Genomic DNA, 19038 nt, shown 5'->3' with positions numbered 1-19038 from the left:
CTCCATGAGCCAGCATTTCGATCTCGTCGTCATCGGCTCCGGCTCCGGAAACCCGATCGTAGACAAGCGGTTCGCCGACTGGAAGGTCGCCGTCATCGAGAAGGGCCTCGGCCGATTCGGCAGCTTCGGTGGCACCTGCCTCAACGTCGGATGCATCCCGACCAAGATGTTCGTCCACACCGCCGACACCGCCGGCGCCGCAGAACACGGCGCTGGTCTGGGCCTGGACATGACGTTGCGCGGCGTGGACTGGCCCGCCGTACGCGACCGGATCTTCGGCCGCATCGACCCGCTCGCCACAGGCGGCGAGCGCTACCGCGCGACAGGACGTGACAACGTCACCCTCTACCGCGGCACCGCCCGATTCACCGGCGAGCGCCGGCTAACCGTGGCAACCGCCGACGGGCCTGTCACGATCACCGGCGACCAGGTCGTGGTGGCGGCCGGCAGCCGCCCGGTGATCCCGGACGTGCCCGGCCTGGATGACGCGCTCGGCTACCACACGAGCGACACGGTGATGCGCATGGAACGGCTCCCGCACAGCATGATCATTCTGGGCTCGGGTTTCGTCGCCACCGAGATGGCACATGTTTTCTCCTCCCTGGGCGTCGCGATCACCTTGATCGCGCGCGGCGACGTCCTGCTGCGGCACGAGGACGAGGCCGTGTCGCGACGCTTCACCAAGCTGGCGAAGGGCCAGTGGGGTGTACGGCTGGACCGCAAACTGCTGCACGCCGCCCGGGAAGGCGACACGCTGCTGCTCGACTTCGAGGGCCCCGAGGGTGCGGAACGACTCGAGTCCGACGCGCTGCTGGTGGCCACCGGCCGCCGGTCCAACTCCGACCTGCTGGACGCCGCCGCGGGCGGGCTCGCGCTGCACCCGGACGGCCGGGTCGTCGTGGACGCACACCAGCGGACCTCGGTGCCCGGCGTCTGGGCCCTCGGCGACGTCTCCTCTGCCTGGCGGCTCAAGCACGTTGCCAACCACGAGGCCCGCACAGTTCAGCACAACCTGCTGCATCCGGGCGATCTGCGAGCCTCCGACCACCGTTACATCCCGCACGCGGTGTTCACCTCTCCGAGGATCGCCTCGGTCGGGATCACCGAACAGGAGGCCCGCGCCACCGGGCGGGCCTACGTGACCGCGATCCGGGACTACAGCGGGATCGCGTACGGCTGGGCGATGGAGGACACGACGAGTTTCGCGAAGGTGCTGGCCGACCCCGCCACCGGCCAGTTGCTCGGTGCACACATCATCGGCCCCGAAGCGCCCACGCTGATCCAGCCGCTGGTTCAGGCCATGTCCTTCGGCCTGGACGCCCGCTCGATGGCCACAGGCCAGTACTGGATCCACCCGGCCATGCCCGAAGTGATCGAGAACGCCCTGCTCGATCTCCCCCTCGACTGATCAAAGGCGCAGTTCATCTCCAGGACTACTACGTGAGCTACCACGAGCACACCGACCACAAGTACGCGGGCAACCTCTGACGCCTACGGTCAGGTGCTGCATGAGTTGGGGATGCGCCGCTCGGTGGGCCGCAGGGGTGTGCCCGATAACGCGATGGCCGGATCGTTCTTCTCCGCGTTGAAGAACGAATGGCGGAAAACGCCGCCCGGGCCAAGGTGAAACAGCAGGTCAACCGCTGCCGGAGACTGCATCCGAGTCTCGAATACCGGCCGCCGCCGGAGGTCCTCAACGAGCAGGAACGATCGTGGCCCCTTACCGGTCCTGCTTCGGCCTTTCCGGGCGTTCGGTACGGGTGGGGTTGCCGCGTACGAGCTCATCGTGGATGCGCCAGCGGGCGGTGGTGACGGCAAGCCCTGCCGCTTCGTCGCCGTGCTCGATGCGCTGTCGCAGCAGCCGCATGGCGATGCGGCGGTTGAGGCTGAACTGCCGCTCGGTGTCGACCACGACGACGATCCCCGTGGGCCGGTGGGTCGCCCGTACCGCCGTGCTGGCCTTGTTGCGATGTTGGCCGCCGGGGCCGCCGGTGCGGCAGGCGACGATGTCGACGTCCGCTTCCGCGAACGTCGTGCGCGGGGTGTCGACCTGGCACGGTTGGGCGATGACGTACCAGTTCTTCCGGCCGGTGCTGGTGCGGTACGGGCTGGGGGCCTGCCAGCACAGGGTTCCGGTCCACGAGGCGGCGAATGCCTCGGCGCCGGCTCCTGCGATCTGGATGAGGACTGATCGGTAGGTGCCGGGCCGGTCGCCGGGCACGGTCTGGGCCCGATGGGTCTCCAGGTGCTGCCGGGTGGCGTCGGCTTCCAGGCGGTGCAGCAGCTGGGCCAGCGCCCAGGCGCACTCCTGCGGGCCACGCCCGGCCGACAGGAGCAGGTGGACGCTCACGGCCGGGCTCGCTTGCGGCGCTGGTCCCGGCGGTCCCTTTGGGGCGTGGACCCGAGGTCGGGCGTCTTGTAGGTGACGAGGGGGATCGTGGTGGCCACGGGCGTGGCCAGGTCATGGGCGACGAGGTCGGCGATCACCTGCTCGATGTGCTTGTAGGCCGTCGGCGCCTCCTCGAAGAGCAACTGGCGGTCGCCGCACACCACCAGCGACCCCATCGGCGTGCGGCGCAGCTCCTCGACCGTGTGCTTGGCCTTGCCCCGGCGCAGGGCGTCGGTACGCGACATCTTGCGGCCCGCGCCGTGCGCCACGGAATGGTTGGCGTCCGGCCCGGCGTGGGCGGCCACGAGGTAGGAAGGGGTGCCGCGCGTACCGGCGATGAGCACGTCGCGGCCGTCACCCGGCGCGGCCCCCTTGCGGTGCAGGTAGCTGCCGTCGCGGATCTCGACCAGGTTGTGGCACTGGTCGACGATCGGCTCGGTGGGCTCGGTCCCCAGGGCGTGGGCGACCCGGGCGGCCAGCAGCCGCCGGTTGAGCGATCCCCAGCGTACGGCGTCGTCATGCATCGCCAGGTAGGCGCCGGGATCGGGGGCGGGGCCCGCGCCGTGGACCTCGGTGTGCGCCCGCAGGATCCGTTCGCCCAGCCCTCGGGAACCGCTGTGGACGATGAGAACCAGGTCGCCGGAGGCGAGTCCGAGCCGGGTCGCGTGCCCAGGTTCGAAGACGGTCCCGATCCGCGATAGCTCGACGAAGTGGTTGCCCCGGCCGACCGTCCCGAGGCCCTCGATGTGACCTGCGGGAATGTCGCCCTTGACCACGGCCCAGGCCGGGTCGTCGGCATCCTGCTCAGGGTCGAGCGCGCGATCGAGATCGGGGAACCGGGCGGCGAGCTTCTCGGGTACGGCGCGCTTGAGCTTGACGGGGAACACGGCGATGCCGCAACCGATGTCGGAGCCCACCAGAAACGGGTACAAGGTGGTCGACGCCATGGCGGCGCCGATGGGGGCGCCCTTGCCGGGGTGCAGGTCCGGCATGGCGGCGACGTGCGTCATGCCGTCGAGGGCGGCCACCTGGTGGCACTGCGCGAGGGCATCGGACTCGATCCAGCTCGCGGGGGAGGCGAACACGGTGACGGTGGCCGAACCCGTGGCCGGGATGGACGGCGGCAGGGGCTCCTGCCGGGAGTGTCGCTGAGACAAAGACGTTCTCTTCGCTGAACGGAGTATGGGCGGGTGGCATTGCGGCGCGAGTCGGCGCCGTGGCATCTGGGGGTAGCGGGTGCTGTCCGTCAGAGCATCATGGTCATCACGTTCCCTGAGCCCGCGATGCTGAGGCAAACGGTTTTCGGCCGTACGGGCCTGCGGGCAGGTTTGTCCGCCTTAGCGGCAGTGCCCCTTTGAGGTCGTTGCCGTCGGAAGGGATGACGGGCGTCTGCGGCGAAGAGGTCTTCGAGGGCCGTCAGGTTTCCCTCCTGGGCCGCGCCGCGGAAGGCCGACAGGAGGCGTCGGTGCTCGTCGGTGTCGATGGAGCCGCGGCGGGCGGCGTTCAGGTGCTTGCGGGCGCGGCTCGCCAGCTGGCGGACGTTGGCCGGGCTGAGCTGGATGATCTCGGCGATCTGCTCGTAGGGGTAGACGAACGCCTCACGGAGGATGTAGACGGCCCGCTGGGCGGGGGTGAGGTTTTCGAGCAGCAGCAGCAAAGCGAGCTCAAGGGCCTCGCCGCGCTCGGCCCCGAGGGCGGGGTCGGTGCTGGTGTCGATGGGCTCGGGCAGCCAGGGGCCGAGGTACGCCTCACGGCGGGCCCGGGCGGACCGCGCGGCGTTGATGGACAGCCGCGTCGTGATCAGGGTCAGGAACGCCGCCGGGTTGGCGATGGCCGAGCGTTCGGTGTTCTGCCAGCGCAGCCAGGTCTCCTGGACGATGTCCTCGGCTTCCGCCGAGTTGGCGAGCATCCGGTACGCGATGCCGAAGAGGCGCGGACGGACTTCGACGAAGGTGGCGGCGGCCTGGTCGAGGGAGCTCGCGCGATCTTGTCCTTCAAGAGGCACGCTCACTCGCGCTTCCGGGGGCGAGGACGACCACAGGGTGGCGGTGGTGGTCATGGGTGGTCCTTTCCGATGTTCGGGGCGCTCTTGACGGCCGCGATCACCTGGGCGACGGCGCGCGGGCCCCGCGGCCCGTACGGCATGGGCCGCCGGCGGGGTTGAGCATCAGGAAGTCGTGGAGGGTGCCGTTGTGGCGGCGGACGCCGCTCGGCCTGTCGCCGACACCACACACTGTGGCCGGGTAGGGGCTGCGGTCGCATCAGGGAGATGCCTGGCCAGGGTCCCCAGGGAGTACCCGGTCCGCCCGGGTGTCACCGGGCGGGCGGGTCGCTCGGGACGCGGGCAGGCTCCGGTTGCAACCGTCGAGCGACGAACGTCCGTGCGCGGAAGGGGAGCTGTCCGGGAGCCGACCACCTGGCCCGCGCGAGGTCTTCGCGACGGGCGAGCTCGTCGAGCAGCCGCAGTCTCCGGCGTGCGGAGGTTCAGGCGGCGGGCGGGGTCAGAGGAGGTCTTCGAGCTGGTGGCGCGAGGTGACGCCGAGTTTCGTGAAGACCTTGCGCAGGTGGTACTCGACCGTGCGGGGGCTGACGTACAGGCGCTCGGCGATCTCCTTGTTGGTCAGCCCGGCGCGGGCCAGCCTGGCGATCTGCGCCTCCTGCGGGGTGAGCTGCTCCGTGGTCTCGACGTTCCGCTTCCTGGCGGTCTCCCCGGTGGCCCGGAGCTCGCGTGCCGCCCGGTCGGCGAAGGCCTTCATGCCGATCTCGGTGAACAGGTCGAAGGCGGTGCGGAGGTTCTCGCGGGCCTCGACGCGGCGGCGTTCACGGCGGAGCCACTCGCCGTACAGCAGGTGGGCGCGGGCGAGGTCGACGCGCATCCGGGTGCGGCCGAGCCGGTCGATCGCCTCGCGGTAGAGGCGGTCGGCCTCCTCTCCCTCGCGGAGCAGCGCCCGGCAGCGGGCCTCGAGGCCGAGGCCCCACTCCGTGCCGCCCGCCCGGGTGGACAGGGAGAGGCGGTCCAGCGTACGGGCGGCCAGGTCGTGCCGGCCGGTACGCGCGGCGGCTTCGATGAGTTCGAGCGGCGCCCACTGGACTCCGCAGCCGCTCGGCGCCCGGTGGTCCACGCCGGCCTGCTGCACGGCTTCCAGCGCCTTCTCGTACTGGCCGAGCCCGTTGTAGAGGACGGACCGGACCCAGTGGCTGATCTCCAGCGTCCTCCCCTCCCCGCGGACCGCCCCTTCCTTCGCGATGGTCTCCGCGAGCTGCTCGGTCTCCTCCTCGTCTCCCCGCCACGCCGCGAGGCCGAGGTCGCCGCCGGTCTGCACCATCGCTCCGGAGGTGGTCCAGACGCCGGCGGCGATCGCGTTCGCCTTCGCCTCCTCGTTCTGCGTTTCGGCCTCCGGCAGGTCGCCCTCGAAAAGGTGCAGCATCGTGGACAGGCTGAGCACCAGGGGCAGCAGCGCGAGCGCGCCGGAGCCGCGGACCAGGCGGAGGTAGTGCCAGGTCAGTTCGCGGCAGGTCTCGTCGTCCCACAGGCTCATGACGCAGAAGTTGACGAACCAGACCCACCGGAGCTGTTCGGCGGGCGCGGTCTCCTCGCTCATGATGGCGTCCACGGCACGGCGCAGGGCCGGTTCGGCCGTCCGGGTGTCGCGCGTGTAGGTCAGGGAGAGGGCCTCGAGTACGAGATCCGCGGCGCGGGGCGCGCCGGGCGGCGGGGGCGCCTCACGGGTGGCGGTCGCGACCTCGACGATGCCGTCCCAGCCGGGCAGGACGCCGATCGCCACGAGCAGCGCCTGCAGATAGGTGTCGCGGGACAGCCCGATGTCGAGAGGTTCGAGCTGCTTGGCGGCCTTGAGCAGGATCGCCGGAGCGGACGTGCCGCGGTTCGAGGTCAGGGCGATCTCGGCGCGCAGGGATTCGGCCTTGGCACGGCGCAGTTCGTCCGGCGGCCCGGCCTCGGCCGCCGCCAGCAGCGCCAGCGCCGACTCCAGCGCGCCGGTCAGGTGCTTGGCCCGGGCGGCGGCGAGCGCGCGTTCGGCCCGGCGCCGGGGGTCGGGGGTGAGCCCGACCGCCCGCTCCAGGAACGCCGCGGCGGCGGCCAGACCACCGCGGGCCTGGGCGCGCCCGGCCGAGCGTTCGAGCTCGGCGGCGATGCCCTCGTCGGGGTGGGCGGCGCTGTGCGCACGGTGCCAGGCCCGCCGGTCCGGGTCGGTGGCGGCGTCGGTCGCCTCCGCCAGCGCTCGGTGGGCCTGCCTGCGCTCCCTCGGAACGGCCGCGTTGTACACCGCGGAGCGGACGAGCGGATGCCGGAAACGTACCCGGTCGCTGAAGTCGATCAGCTCGTCGGCCTCGTCGACCGCGGTGGTGTCGAGGCCGAGCACGTCGGCGGCGCGCCACAGCAGGGCGGGGTCGCCGAGGGGTTCGGCGGCGGCCAGCAGCAGCATCATCCGGCTGTCGGCCGGCAGAGCGTTCAGCCGGTGCCGGAAGCCGTCCTCGAGGCGGCCCGACAGGGACTGCCCGGTCGCCGCCGCCACGAATCCGCCCGCGGACGCGGCGCGGGGGAGTTCGAGCAGGGCGAGCGGGTTCCCGCGCGACTCGAACAGGATCCGGTCGCGCACCTCCTCGTCCAGCGGTCCGGGGACCACCCGGTTGATGAGCGTCCGCGCGTCGGCGTCCCGCAGCCCGCCGACCTCCATCACGGGCAGGCCCGGCAGCACGCCGGTCTCGCCGGAATCACGTACGGCGAACACGCAGGCCACGCTCTCGGCCATGAGGCGGCGGGCCACGAAGGTGAGGACCTGCGCCGAGGCGCGGTCGAGCCACTGGGCGTCGTCGATCACGCACATGAGCGGACGTTCGTCGGCGGCCTGGGCCAGGAGATTGAGCACGGCGAGGCTGATGAGGAACTGGTCGGGGGCGGGGCCGGCACGCATCCCGAACGCTGTCCCGAGCGCGTCATGCTGGGGTTCGGGCAGGGAGTCGAGGAGGTTCAGCATCGGCACGCACAGCTGGTGCACGGCCGCGAAGGGCAGCTCCATCTCCGCCTGGACCCCTGTCGCGGCCACGACCCGGCATCCGGAGGACTTCGCGACCAGGTGGTCCAGCAGCGCCGACTTGCCGACCCCGGCCTCGCCGCGCAGCACCAGCACCCGGCTCTCGCCGCCGCGGACGTCCGCGAGCAGCCGGTCGAGCGTCTCGCACTCCGCCTGCCTGCCCACGAGCGACCCCGGCCGCGGGGCTCCGCCTGCCTCGGCCGCGGACCACCCACCCGCAAGGTCGGACTTTTCGGACATCTCTGCTATATCTTCCGCGCCACGCATCACCGGAGGTACCGGGACCGAACTGTCATCTAATGCAATATCTCATCCAAACATCCTGATCAAGGAACCGGAAGGAGATGGCGGGCCGGGATCGGGCGTCTCATGGATGCGGCGGAGCACGCCGTGCTCCCCGTCGTCGGCGCGGACGGGGAGGATGCAGTCGGGCGGGCGCGGGGGTCGTCAGGCTGAGTCGTGCGAGGGCGACGCCTGTTCGGATCTCAAGCAGTCCCTGCTCATGGGCTTTCCGGTGTCCGGCGAGCGCGATCCTCGGGCGGCCGGGAGGCGCCGGGCGACGATCCCGCGTTACTTCCCGGTACGGCGGGCGGGCAGCGGTTCGATCAGGTCGTCCATCGCGCAGTCGAGGATGTCGAGCAGCGCCATCAGCGTGCGGAGGCTCAGCCGCTCCGGCTTGCCGACCACGAGCCGGTACACCTGGCTCGGCGACAGGTCGACGCCGCGGGCGGCCAGCAGCGGACGCAACTCCGTGGTGGAGGACATGCCGCGCTCCGCCATGACCTCGCGAAGACGCCAGTCATAGTCAAGATCGGCCATCGTCCGTCAGTCCCTTCCTCTTCCGCTCACACGAAGAGGTGCTTCAGGACCGGGTGCGAGCGCATGCGGGACAGGGTCCACCTGTCCGCATCGCATTCGCATCCGTGACGTCCCTAGTGTGACCGCCGGCGTCATGGGGAGATGACCGGTCGGCACGCCAAAATCCGGCCATCGACCAGCGTGGACGAGGGGTGGCGACTCGTTCGAGGGGTGTGCGCGCCTGACGCGCGCATGACCGGCGTTCTGGCCGGCGCGACGGTGTGGTTACGGGGGTTTGTGTGCATTGTCCGGCGTAGGCTGGTGTGCCCAATAGGGCGACGCGGCGCAGGGGGTGATTGCGTGCGCCAGGAAGGCGGCACGCGCCGCGGCCCCGGCGTGGCGCGCTCGTCGCGGCTCAGAGGGTTCGCGGCGGTCGCGATCCTCGCCGTGGCCTGGAGCGTCGTGCTTGAGGCCGCCCCGGTCGTGCGGGTGACGGGGAACGCGCGAGCCGGCGACACCGTAGCCCCCGCGAAGGTCACCGCCAAGGAGGCGGCGGAAGAGGTGACCTCCATCGTGGGGCTGGGCGATTCGGTGCCGGCGGGCTCCGCGTGCAACTGCGACACCTTCGTCTCGCTGATCAGGCGGGCCCTGGCGGCGAGGCAGGGCACCGCCGTCGCCGCCCACAACCTGGCCACCGGAGGACTCACCACGCAGGGGCTGCTCGACCAGGTGGACAGCGGATCGGCGACGGACGCCATCGGGAAGGCCGACCTGGTGATCATCACCATCGGCGCCAACGACTTCGACAGCACCTCGCTCGGGGAAGATGACTGCGGTCCCGGCGCGGGCCTGGCCTGCTACAAGAACGACCTCGCGCGGCTGCGCGCCAACGTGGACGGCATCCTCGGCAAGGTTCGCGCGCTGCAGACCCGCCCGCGCAGCCGGATCGTCGTGACCGGCTACTGGAACGTGTTCCTGGACGGCGACAGCGCGCGGGCCAAGGGGGCGACGTACGTGTCGAACAGCGACGCCCTCACGCGCGCGGTGAACCGGACCCTCGCCCAGACGGCCGGGGCGAAGGGCGCGCGGTACGTCGACGTCTACGGCCCGTTCAAGGGGGACGGCTCCCGGGACGACACCCCGCTGCTGGCCGCCGACGGTGACCACCCCAACGCCGCCGGACATCGGGTCATCGCCGACTCCATCCTGTCCGCTCTCGCCGCGGACGGGCGGCGATGAAAGATTCAGCGTGGCCCTCGGCTCGGCGCCGCTGTCCTGCTGAGGAGCACGCCGGATATCGAATGCTGACAGGTCCTACCGTGACCTACGCTGTACGCATGCGCGTGACGATGCGGGAGGTGGCCGATCGGGCGGGCGTCTCGATCAAGACCGTCTCGCGTGTCGTGAACGGCGAGCCGCACATCCGGCCGGAGAAGGTGCGGCGGGTGCACGCGGCGATCGACGAGCTCGGCTGGGTCCCCAACCGGGCCGCCAGAGCGCTCAGGACCGGGCTGGTCGGGGTGGTCGGCATCGCCGTCACCGAGCTGCGCCGCCCGTATCTCGCGGGTCTCGTCGAAGCGCTCGTCACCGAGGCGGATCGCTGGGGCATGCTCGCCGCGGTCGAGCCGACGCACGGCGATCCGGCCCGGCTGGAGGCAGTCCTCGCTGCCCGGGGCAAGACGTTCGACGGCGTGGTGCTGGTCGGGCCGGCGGTGCTGATCGGGTCGGCCGTGCTGGTCGGGCCGGTTGGCGACGGGCTGGACGGCCGCCCGGTGGTCGTCGTGCAGGGCGGCGCCGCCGAGGTGGATCGTATCGAGGTGGATCGCGTTCAGGAGGACGTCGCGGAGGCGGCGGCCCTGATGGCCCGCCACCTCGCCGTCATGGGCCGGTCCCGCCCGGCCCTGCTCGGCGCGCACCAGGATGAGCTGCGCGCCGCTCTCGCCGCATCCGGCCCGGAGGCCGTGCCGTGCGCGGAGCTCGGCGAGGTGGCCGACCGGCGCGCGGGCGCGCGGGCCGCCGTACAGGTGCTGGAGCGGCACCCCGAGATCGACGCGCTGCTGTGCGTCAACGACGAGGTGGCGCTCGGGGCCCTCGCGGCGCTCGTCAAGCACGGAGTGGACGTTCCGGGGCGGGTGGCGGTCGCCGGTTACGGCAACCTGGAGGACGGACGGTTCTCGACGCCGTCGCTCACCACGATCGACCCCGGGCCGGCCCGGTTGGCGCGCAGCGCGCTGGAGCTGCTCGCCGATCGGCTCGCCGGCACGGCGCCGCGACAGCCGCGCGCGGTCGTGTCGCCGGTCGAGCTGATCCGGCGTGAGTCCACGCTCGGCCGGGACGCGCGATGAAGCGCCCGACACTCGCGGACGTCGCCGCGCGGGCCGGGGTCTCGGCGAAGACCGTGTCCAACGTCCTTCTCGGCCGGCCGCACGTCTCGGCCGCCACCCGGGCCAGGGTGCAGGCCGCGGTCGAGGAGGTCGGCTACGAGGCGGGACATGTCACGAGCCAGGCCGGACGCGGGCTCGCCTCCGGCCGGACCGGCCGGATCGCCGTCGTCGTGCCGAACCTCTACCAGCCGTACTTCGCGGAGAACGCCGAGCGGCTCATCCTCGCCCTGGCCGAGTGCGGGTTCACCAGCACGCTGCGGATCGCCCACGGCGGGGCCCGGGAGCGCGACGCCGTCCTCGGCGTGACGACCGCCGACGTCGACGGCGTCATCATCTGCCCGCACCACCTGTCGGACGAGCTGCTCGCCGACGCCGCGCCGCGCCGCCCGGTGGTGGCCCTCGGCGGCGCGCCGGCCGAGACGCTCGACTGCGTGCTGATGGGGGAGCGCGCGGGCTTCCTGGCGATCACCCGGCATCTGCTGGCCGCCGGCCGGCGCCGACCGGCATTCGTGTGGAACGGTCCGGCCGGCGCGGTCCCGACCGGCGACCGATATTCCGGGTTCGTCGCCGCCCTGGAAGAGTACGGCATCGAGCACGACCCCTCGCTGGTCGCCTACAGCTCCGACTGGGACCGCAGGGCCTCGGGTTACGAGGCGATGGTGGGGCTGTTGCGGCGCTCCGGCCCCAGGTTCGACGCCGCGGTCTGCGTCAACGACACCATCGCCGTGGGCGTGCTGAAGGCCCTGCGCGCGCACGCGATCCGCGTCCCCGAGGACGTCGCGGTCACCGGCTTCGACGACACGGACGAGGGGGAGTTCACCATCCCGTCGCTGTCGTCGGTGAGTCCTGACCAGGGCGAGATGGTGGCCGCCGCCGTCCACCTGCTCATCGAGCGCCTCGACGGCTACGACGGCCCGGCCCGGCAGGTGCACACCGGTGTGCACCTGCTGATTCGCGACTCGTCCGCGCAGGTCTGACCCGCTCTTCACCCCTTGATCCAGTCAGCGCGCCGTCGATTGTCTTGTCATTGACAACGCTGAATGGCCGCCCCTAACATCGCTGAAACATTTACCGAGATCTCGGTCACACCCTCCGTCCCCCCTCAGGAGGACCGCATGGCCACCTCACCCGGCCTGTCCCGCCGGACCTTTGTCGTCGCGGCCGGCCTCACCGCGCTGGCGGGCTGCTCCGGCAAGAACTCCACGGGCGATCCGAACACGCTGCGGATCGCGGTGAACAAGCATCCGCTGACCAAGCCGTTGAGCACGATGGAGTGGCCCAAACAGCTAGAGAAGATCGCGGGCGTGAAGATCCAGTGGCAGGAGATCTCGGCCGACTGGGACCAGAAGAAGTCCACCATGCTGGCGGCCGGCGACGTGCCGGACCTGATCATCGGCACGAACGCGATCACGAACGCCGACCTGGGCACGTACCGGACGCTGTTCGAGAACCTGGCCGACGACCTGGACGCGCTGCCGAACGTGAAGGCGTTGTTCGCGGCGAAGCCGCAGCTGAAGTCGATGGCCACGTTGACCACGGGGGAGATCTACTCGATCCCGGGCTACAAGCGGTTCTGGCCGACGACCGTGACCCACCAGTACATCAACAAGCAGTGGCTCGACCGGCTCGGCCTGAAGGTCCCGACCACCTGGGACGAGCTGTACACCGTGCTCGTCGCGTTCAAGGAGCAGGACGCGAACGGCAACGGTGACAAGGACGACGAGATCCCGATGGACTGGTCGCCGGTCGGCACGGGCGGCTTCGGGTACTTCCAGCCCAGCGCGCTGCTCGGCAGCGTCGGCCTGCCGATCGCGGGCGGCGGTGGCCAGGGCTATTTCCTCGAGGACGGCAAGGTCGGCAACTTCCTCGTCGACGAGCGCTACAAGCGGGTGATCGGGTTCCTCCACCGCTGCTACGCGGCGGGCCTGATCAGCAAGAACGTCATGACGCAGGACTACTCGGCCTACCAGGCGGTCGGGCGCGGCTCCGGCAAGGTGGCCAAGGTCGGCTTCAGCTGGGGCTGGACGGCCAGCGACCGGTTCGGCGCCGAGCTGGCCGACCAGTACGTCGCGATGCCGCCGCTGCTCGCGGAGGCCGGCCAGACGATCCCGGTGACGTGGACCTACGACTCCAACGGCGAGAACTTCCCGTCGAACCAGATCGTCGTGTCCGCGAGGACGGGCAACAAGCAGGCCGCACTCAAGATCGTCAACGCCTTCTACGACAAGGAGATGTCGCTGCAGGTGCTGTGGGGCGACCTCGGCAAGTACGTCAAGAAGGTCAGCGACACGGAGTACGAGGTCCTCCCGCCGGCCGACCCCAAGGTCGACCCGTCGACCTGGAAGTGGACGGTCACCATCGCGGACAACGGCCCCGTCTGGATCCGCGACGACATCGAGGTGAAGCTGCCGGCCGACCTGGACGAGGCCGTCGAGCAGACGAAGCCGCTGCAGAAGGCGCTGGCGAACATGGACCCGGACAAGGACGTCTACCCGTTCCAGTTCATCCAGATGAAGCCGGACGACACGAACCAGCTGGGGTTGAACAACACCACGATGCTCAACACGGCGATGACGAAGTTCGCCGAGTGGATCACCAAGGGCGGCGTCGAGGATCAGTGGGGCCAGTACGTCCAGCAGCTCCAGAACGCCGGCCTGCAGAAGAACATCGACATCTACCAGCGCTACTACGACGAGTACGTGAAGACGCGCTGATGACGCAATCGCTCGTCGCGGCTCGCAAGCAGCATGTCAGGCGCTACTGGCAGCTGTGGCTCATGGTCCTGCCGGCCGTGGGATTCGTGGGCCTGTTCATGTACGTCCCGATGTACGGGATCCAGCTGGCCTTCCGGGAGTTCGACTTCGCCGCCGGTCTCACCGGCGGCGAATGGGCCGGCCTGAAGTACTTCCGGCAGTTCTTCGACAGCCCGCTGTTCTGGCCGCTGCTGCGGAACACGTTCGTCATCGCCTTCACCACGCTCGTGGTGGGGTTCGTCGCGCCGGTCCTGCTGGCGCTGATGATCAACCAGATCGCCGGCGGGCGGCGCAAGAGGGTCATGCAGACGGCGACGTACCTGCCGCACTTCATCTCGATCGTGGTCATCGTCGGGATGCTGCAGGCCTTCCTCAACCCGACCACCGGACTGCTCACCCGGGTCCTCGGCGTCTTCGGCCTGGACGGGGTGAACTTCCTCGGCGACACCTCCGCCTTCGTGCCGGTGTACGTGATCTCCGACGTGTGGCAGCACTGCGGCTGGAACAGCATCATCTACCTCGCCGCGCTGTCGCGGGTCGACCCCCAGCTGTACGAGGCGGCCAGGGTGGACGGCGCGAACCGGCTGCAGCTCATCCGGCACGTCGACGTCCCGAGCATCGTGCCGACCATGGTGATCCTGCTCATCCTCACCATGGGCGGCGTGCTGAACACCGGCTTCGAGAAGGTGTGGCTGATGCAGAACAACCTGAACCTGCCGGTGTCCGAGGTCATCGCGACGTACGTCTACAAGATCGGCATCTTCAGCACGCAGTTCAGCTACGCCACCGCGATCGGCCTGTTCAACACGGTCATCAACTTCGCGTTCCTGATCGCCGCCAACGCGATCGCCCGCCGCGTGTCGAACTGGAGCCTGTGGTGACGCTCTTCCGCAAGAAGACACCGGGCGACGTCGTCTTCATGCTGGCGCTCGGCGCGATCTGCGTCGCGGTGCTGTTCGCGGTGATCTATCCGGTCTACTTCGTGGTGATCGCGTCCGTGAGCAACCCGTCGCTGATCTCCACCGGCGAGGTGTGGCTGTGGCCGAAGGGCGTGAACCTCTTCGGCTATCGGGAGATCTTCAACGACGAGCGGATCTGGACGGGCTATCGCAACACGCTGCTCTACAGCGTGGCCGGGACCGCGCTGAACCTCGTCGTGACCATCCCAGCGGCGTACGCGCTGTCACGGCCGGAGTTCCGCCCACGGCGGGTCCTCATGTTGTTCTTCGTGTTCACGATGTTCTTCAACGGCGGCCTGATCCCGACGTACCTGCTCTATCGCGATCTCGGCCTGCTGGACAACTGGCTCGTGTTCGTCCTGCCGTCGGCGGTGAACGTCTACAACCTCATCATCGCCCGCGCGTTCTTCGAGCACTCGCTGCCGAAGGAGCTGTTCGAGGCGGCGTTGATCGACGGCGTGTCCTACCTGCAGTATTTCGCCAGGATCGCGCTGCCGCTGTCGAAGGCGATCATCTCGGTCATCGGCCTGTACTACCTGGTCCAGCACTGGAACGACTTCTTCACCGGCATGGTGTTCGTCCGGGACAACGCGCTGCAACCGCTGCAGATCGTGCTGCGTGACATCCTCCTGTCCAATCAGGCGTTCGCCGGCGGCGTCGGAGCCTCCGGAGGCAGCGGCACCTCCTATGACCAGCAGTACGCCGACCAGATCAAGTACGGCGTGATCGTCGTCTCCAGCCTCCCGGTCCTGGTGCTCTACCCGTTCCTGCAGCGCTACTTCGAGAAGGGCGTCCTCATCGGGTCGGTGAAGGGCTGATGAGACGCGTCCTCACCTGGCACACGCGGGCGGGCGAGGTGGGCCTGCTGCTGCTCAAGCTGCACCTGCTGTGGGTCGTGTGGAGCCTGGCCGGCGGCATCGTGCTCGGCGTCTTCCCCGCGACCGCCGCGGTGTACGGCGTCGTCCGCGGCGAGCTCCTCGGCTCGCCCCGCGAGTTCCGCCGGCTCTGGCGGCAGGAGTTCCGCACCGCCAACGCGGTGGGCTACGTCTTCGCGGCGGCCTGGGCGGTGCTCCTGCTGGACCGGTGGCTGCTGGAAACCGCCGACCTGGGCGTCGTCGAGCCGTTGCTCGGCGCGCTGCTCTGGCTGACCACGCTGTTCGTGTCGTGCATGACCGTGAACATCTGGATCCTCGCCGCCCATTTCGCCGAAGGGCCGCTCGCGCTCGTCCGCCGCAGCGCGATCCTCGTCCTCGCCCGCCCGCTCCAGGCGCTCGTCGCGCTGCTCGTGGTCGGCGTGATCCTCTGCGGGTACTACCTCGTCCCGGGGCTGGTGCCGGTCTTCGGCGTCGCCGTGCCGGCCTTCGCCTCCTTCGCCTACGTCTGGGGCACCGCGGTCCTCCCCAGGGGCCCGGGCTCATTTCACGACACCTCGTTGGGAACATCATGACCATGACCTCTGCCGCCGCCTTGCGTCGCGAGCCGCTGCCGCTGACCGCGGTCACCATCGACGACGAGTTCTGGGCGCCGCGCCGCGAGCTGATCCGCACCCGTACGCTGCGGCACCAGGAAGGCCAGCTGCGCCGGCCCGGAAAGCAGTTCGACGCGCTGAGCCTGTCCTGGCGGCCGGGGGACCCGGACGAGCCGCACATCTTCTGGGAGAGCGACGTCGCCAAGTGGATCGAGGCCGCCGGCCACTTCCTGGCCACCACCGACGATCCCGAGCTCGACCGGGCCGTGGACGAGGCGATCGAGCTGCTGGCCGGGGCGCAGCAGGACGACGGCTACCTCAACGCGTACTTCACCGTCGTCAAGCCGGGGGAGCGGTTCACCGACCTGCGCGACGCCCACGAGCTGTACTGCGCCGGCCATCTCATCGAAGCCGGCGTCGCCCACTACGAGGCGACCGGCAAGACCCGGCTGCTCGACATCGTGCGCCGCTACGCCGACCTGATCGACACCGTCTTCGGCCCCGAAGGTCCTTGCGCCGGCGGCTACGACGGGCACCAGGAGATCGAGCTCGCGCTGGTCAAGCTCTACCGCGTGACCGGCGAGCCCCGTTACCTCGACCTCGGCCGGCGGCTCATCGACCGCCGCGGGGAGCAGCCGTACTACTTCGAGGCCGAGCTGGAGCGCCGCGGCACCCCCGGCTACTTCGGCACCAGGCTCCCCCGGCGGCCCGGGGACCTGCGGCGCTTCCGGGAGTACAACCAGAGCCACCTGCCCGTGGTCGACCAGGCCGAGGCCGTCGGTCACTCCGTACGCGCCATGTACATGTACAGCGCGATGACCGACCTGGCCGGCGAGTACGACGACGACCGGCTGCTCCAGGCCGTGCGGCGGCTGTGGACCGACGTCACCACCAGGAAGCTGTACATCACCGGCGGGATCGGCTCCGACCCCGGCATCGAAGGCTTCGGGCCCGGCTACGACCTGCCCGACGCCCACGGCTACGCCGAGACCTGCGCCGCGATCGGCCTCGTCCAGTGGGCGCAGCGGATGAGCAACCTCACCGGCCACGGCCACTACGTCGACGCCCTCGAACGCGCCCTGTACAACGGCGTCCTGAGCGGGGCCTCCGCCGATGGCACCCGCTACTTCTACGGCAACCCCCTCGCCAGCGACGGCACCGTCGCCCGGCAGGAATGGTTCGACTGCGCCTGCTGCCCGCCCAACCTCGCCCGGCTGCTCGGCGAACTCGGCCGCTACGTCTACGCCCAGGGACCCGGCGAAGCCGTCATCAACCTGTACGTGGCCGGCACCGCCCGCTTCACCCTCGCCGGCGGTGCGGTCACCCTCCGCCAGGACACCGCCTACCCCAGGGAAGGCAACCTCGCCGTCACCGTCACCCACGCCGACGACGGCGAGGTGGAGTTCACCCTGGCCGTCCGCGTCCCCGGCTGGAGCCGCCGGCTCACCGTCATCGTCAACGGCGAGCCCGTCCACCAGCCCGTCCTGCGCGACGGCTACTGCACCGTCTCCCGCCGCTGGCGGGCCGGCGACGTGGTCGAGATCGACTTCGGCATGGAGGTCCGCCGCACCTGGGCGCATCCCGCCGTCGCCGCCACCGCCGGCAAGGTCGCCCTCGAACGCGGTCCCATCGTCTTCTGCCTGGAGGGCGTCGACCACGACGGCGCCGTGCACAGCCTCGCCCTCGCCCGCGAAACCCCCGTCCACGCGGTCCCGGACGAGCGGACCGGCGTCGTCACCCTGCGCGCCGACGCCACGGCGGAGGCCGCCGGCGACGATCGGCTGTACGGCGACCGTCCGCCGGCCCGGCGGAGCGTCACGCTGACCGCCGTGCCCTACTTCTCCTGGGCCAACCGCGGTCTCTCCGACATGACCGTCTGGATCCGCGACGGCCGGGAGTGAAGGAGGTGGAGGCGGCGGCGTCCGCCTCGGCTCCTGCCCCTGGTGGATGATGTTCGGGTGACAAATCCGGCAAACGGCAGTCGGCGGATGCCCGTCGGGCTCATCGCGCTGACCCTCGGCAGTTTCGGGATCGGCCTGACCGAGTTCGTGATCGCGGGCCTGCTTCCGCAGGTGAGCCTGAGCCTGGCCGTGTCCGAAGCCGCGGCGGGGTGGCTGATCTCCGGATACGCGCTGAGCGTCGCGGTCGGCGCGATCGTGGTGACCGCCGCCACCAGCGGACTGTCCCGCAAGGCGGTCCTCGTCGGGCTGGTGGCGCTGTTCGTCGCCGGCAATCTCCTGTCCGCCGTCGCGTCCGGCTATCCGCTGATGCTGCTCGGACGCGTCGTGGCCGCCCTGTGCCACGGTTCGTTCTTCGGCATCGGCTCGCTCGTCGCGCGGCGCATGGTTCCGGCGGAGCGGGCGTCGAGGGCGGTGGCGGTGATGTTCGCCGGGCTGACCCTCGCGAACGTCCTGGGCGTGCCGTTCGGCGCCCTCGTCGGCGAACGCTGGGGCTGGCGCGCCACGTTCTGGGCGATCACCGTGATCGGCGTGATCGCCCTGGTCGCCATCGCGGCGCTGGTGCCGGGCTGGGCCGGCGCGGTGGACCGCGCGCACCCCTCGGCGGCGTCCGGCCTGAACGGGCTGCGTGTCCAGCTCCGCGCGTTCCGCTCCGCGCAGGTCTGGCTGACGCTGGCGGCCACCGCACTCGGGTACGGCGGGATGTTCGGCGCGTTCAGCTACATCGCCTACACCTTCACCCGGATCACCGGCTTCTCCAGCGCCGACGTGGCCTGGCTGCTCGTCGTGTACGGCACCGGCCTGGTGATCGGGAACCTGGCCGGCGGGCGGGCCGCGGACGGCAACCGGGACCGCACGCTGATCCTCTCCCTGGCCGGCCTCGCCGCGACGCTCACCGCGTTCGGGCTGCTGGCCGCCAGCCCGGTCGCGTCGGTGGTCCTGATCTTCCTGTTGGGCCTGTTCGGGTTCGCGAGCGTGCCCGGCATGATCACCCGCGTCACCGACTACGCCGGCGGGGTCCCGCTGGCCGCCAGCGCCAACGTGTCGGCCTCCAACGTCGGGAACGCCCTGGGCGCCTGGCTCGGCGGCCTGACCATCAGCGCCGGTCTCGGCTACACCGCCCCGCTGTACGCCGGCGCCGCCATCGTCCTGGCCGGCCTCGCCGTGATGACGATCAGCGCGCGACAGGCACGGAGCCAGGCTCCGGACCTCAGCACGGCCGGACTCTCCCCGGACACGACACCCACGAGTTGACCATTGCCGGCTCTTGGCTTC

15 protein-coding genes are annotated in these 19038 nt (G+C 70.6%); 10 read left to right on the top strand and 5 right to left on the bottom strand.

Annotated elements, in window-relative coordinates:
* The first annotated feature begins 4 nt into the window (after positions 1–4).
* Positions 5–1408 (top strand): mycothione reductase, encoded by a 1404-nt coding sequence (locus ACIBQ1_RS23665; RefSeq protein WP_397280599.1) that lies wholly within the window; start codon positions 5–7, stop codon positions 1406–1408.
* Positions 1409–1720: 312 nt separating this feature from the next.
* Here the strand turns inward: ACIBQ1_RS23665 and prfH are convergent, their stop codons facing one another.
* The 5 genes from prfH to ACIBQ1_RS23640 all read right to left on the bottom strand — a co-directional run bounded on the left by prfH (position 1721) and on the right by ACIBQ1_RS23640 (position 8262).
* Positions 1721–2350: a peptide chain release factor H gene (gene prfH, locus ACIBQ1_RS23660; protein ID WP_397280597.1), complete on the bottom strand. Its 630-nt coding sequence runs from the start codon at positions 2348–2350 to the stop codon at positions 1721–1723.
* A complete protein-coding gene (locus tag ACIBQ1_RS23655; protein ID WP_397280595.1) occupies positions 2347–3546 on the bottom strand; it encodes an RNA ligase RtcB family protein in 1200 nt (399 codons plus the stop codon). Before ACIBQ1_RS23655 ends, prfH begins: the two co-directional genes overlap by 4 nt.
* 89 nt (positions 3547–3635) lie before the next feature.
* Positions 3636–4448 (bottom strand): sigma-70 family RNA polymerase sigma factor, encoded by an 813-nt coding sequence (locus tag ACIBQ1_RS23650; RefSeq protein ID WP_397280593.1) that lies wholly within the window; start codon positions 4446–4448, stop codon positions 3636–3638.
* A 442-nt stretch (positions 4449–4890) separates the two neighbouring features.
* Positions 4891–7608, bottom strand: a complete 2718-nt coding sequence (locus ACIBQ1_RS23645) for an AAA family ATPase (RefSeq protein WP_397280591.1) — start codon at positions 7606–7608, stop codon at positions 4891–4893.
* Between the two features lie 405 nt (positions 7609–8013).
* Positions 8014–8262, bottom strand: a complete 249-nt coding sequence (locus ACIBQ1_RS23640; protein ID WP_397280589.1) for a helix-turn-helix domain-containing protein — start codon at positions 8260–8262, stop codon at positions 8014–8016.
* Between the two features lie 339 nt (positions 8263–8601).
* Here ACIBQ1_RS23640 and ACIBQ1_RS23635 point away from each other — a divergent pair, with 339 nt between their 5' ends.
* From ACIBQ1_RS23635 to ACIBQ1_RS23595, 9 genes are all read left to right on the top strand, one after another.
* Entirely contained in the window at positions 8602–9480 is an 879-nt protein-coding gene (locus ACIBQ1_RS23635; protein WP_397280587.1) for an SGNH/GDSL hydrolase family protein, read from the top strand.
* A 98-nt stretch (positions 9481–9578) separates the two neighbouring features.
* Positions 9579–10586, top strand: coding sequence for a LacI family DNA-binding transcriptional regulator (locus tag ACIBQ1_RS23630; protein WP_397280585.1), 1008 nt, complete (start codon positions 9579–9581; stop codon positions 10584–10586).
* Positions 10583–11602: a LacI family DNA-binding transcriptional regulator gene (locus ACIBQ1_RS23625; RefSeq protein ID WP_397280583.1), complete on the top strand. Its 1020-nt coding sequence runs from the start codon at positions 10583–10585 to the stop codon at positions 11600–11602. The genes ACIBQ1_RS23630 and ACIBQ1_RS23625 overlap by 4 nt, the downstream gene beginning before the upstream one ends.
* Before the next feature lie 138 nt (positions 11603–11740).
* Complete coding sequence (locus tag ACIBQ1_RS23620; RefSeq protein WP_397280581.1) at positions 11741–13339, top strand: hypothetical protein; 1599 nt, start codon at positions 11741–11743, stop codon at positions 13337–13339.
* Positions 13339–14259, top strand: coding sequence for an ABC transporter permease (locus tag ACIBQ1_RS23615; protein WP_397280579.1), 921 nt, complete (start codon positions 13339–13341; stop codon positions 14257–14259). The genes ACIBQ1_RS23620 and ACIBQ1_RS23615 overlap by 1 nt, the downstream gene beginning before the upstream one ends.
* Complete coding sequence (locus ACIBQ1_RS23610; RefSeq protein WP_397280577.1) at positions 14256–15155, top strand: carbohydrate ABC transporter permease; 900 nt, start codon at positions 14256–14258, stop codon at positions 15153–15155. The genes ACIBQ1_RS23615 and ACIBQ1_RS23610 overlap by 4 nt, the downstream gene beginning before the upstream one ends.
* The gene (locus ACIBQ1_RS23605; protein ID WP_397280575.1) at positions 15155–15784 is read left to right on the top strand and encodes a YesL family protein; all 630 of its coding nucleotides are present in this window, start codon (positions 15155–15157) and stop codon (positions 15782–15784) included. The genes ACIBQ1_RS23610 and ACIBQ1_RS23605 overlap by 1 nt, the downstream gene beginning before the upstream one ends.
* A gap of 2 nt (positions 15785–15786) precedes the next feature.
* Positions 15787–17706, top strand: a complete 1920-nt coding sequence (locus ACIBQ1_RS23600; protein ID WP_397280573.1) for a glycoside hydrolase family 127 protein — start codon at positions 15787–15789, stop codon at positions 17704–17706.
* A 57-nt stretch (positions 17707–17763) separates the two neighbouring features.
* Positions 17764–19017 (top strand): MFS transporter, encoded by a 1254-nt coding sequence (locus ACIBQ1_RS23595; RefSeq protein WP_397280571.1) that lies wholly within the window; start codon positions 17764–17766, stop codon positions 19015–19017.
* Positions 19018–19038: the final 21 nt, after the last annotated feature.

Source organism: Nonomuraea sp. NPDC050153 (assembly GCF_044460125.1).
In the GTDB taxonomy this organism is placed as follows: Bacteria; Actinomycetota; Actinomycetes; order Streptosporangiales; family Streptosporangiaceae; genus Nonomuraea.
This window is presented reverse-complemented; position numbering and strand designations above follow the sequence as displayed.

Excerpts from the sequence above, each read along its gene's own strand:
- ACIBQ1_RS23600 (WP_397280573.1), top strand. The coding sequence starts at position 15,787 with ATGACCTCTGCCGCCGCCTTGCGTCGCGAGCCGCTGCCGCTGACCGCG.
- ACIBQ1_RS23615 (WP_397280579.1), top strand. The coding sequence starts at position 13,339 with ATGACGCAATCGCTCGTCGCGGCTCGCAAGCAGCATGTCAGGCGCTAC.
- ACIBQ1_RS23605 (WP_397280575.1), top strand. The coding sequence starts at position 15,155 with ATGAGACGCGTCCTCACCTGGCACACGCGGGCGGGCGAGGTGGGCCTG.
- ACIBQ1_RS23625 (WP_397280583.1), top strand. The coding sequence starts at position 10,583 with ATGAAGCGCCCGACACTCGCGGACGTCGCCGCGCGGGCCGGGGTCTCG.
- ACIBQ1_RS23650 (WP_397280593.1), bottom strand. The coding sequence starts at position 4,448 with ATGACCACCACCGCCACCCTGTGGTCGTCCTCGCCCCCGGAAGCGCGA.
- ACIBQ1_RS23665 (WP_397280599.1), top strand. The coding sequence starts at position 5 with ATGAGCCAGCATTTCGATCTCGTCGTCATCGGCTCCGGCTCCGGAAAC.
- ACIBQ1_RS23640 (WP_397280589.1), bottom strand. The coding sequence starts at position 8,262 with ATGGCCGATCTTGACTATGACTGGCGTCTTCGCGAGGTCATGGCGGAG.
- ACIBQ1_RS23620 (WP_397280581.1), top strand. The coding sequence starts at position 11,741 with ATGGCCACCTCACCCGGCCTGTCCCGCCGGACCTTTGTCGTCGCGGCC.
- ACIBQ1_RS23630 (WP_397280585.1), top strand. The coding sequence starts at position 9,579 with ATGCGCGTGACGATGCGGGAGGTGGCCGATCGGGCGGGCGTCTCGATC.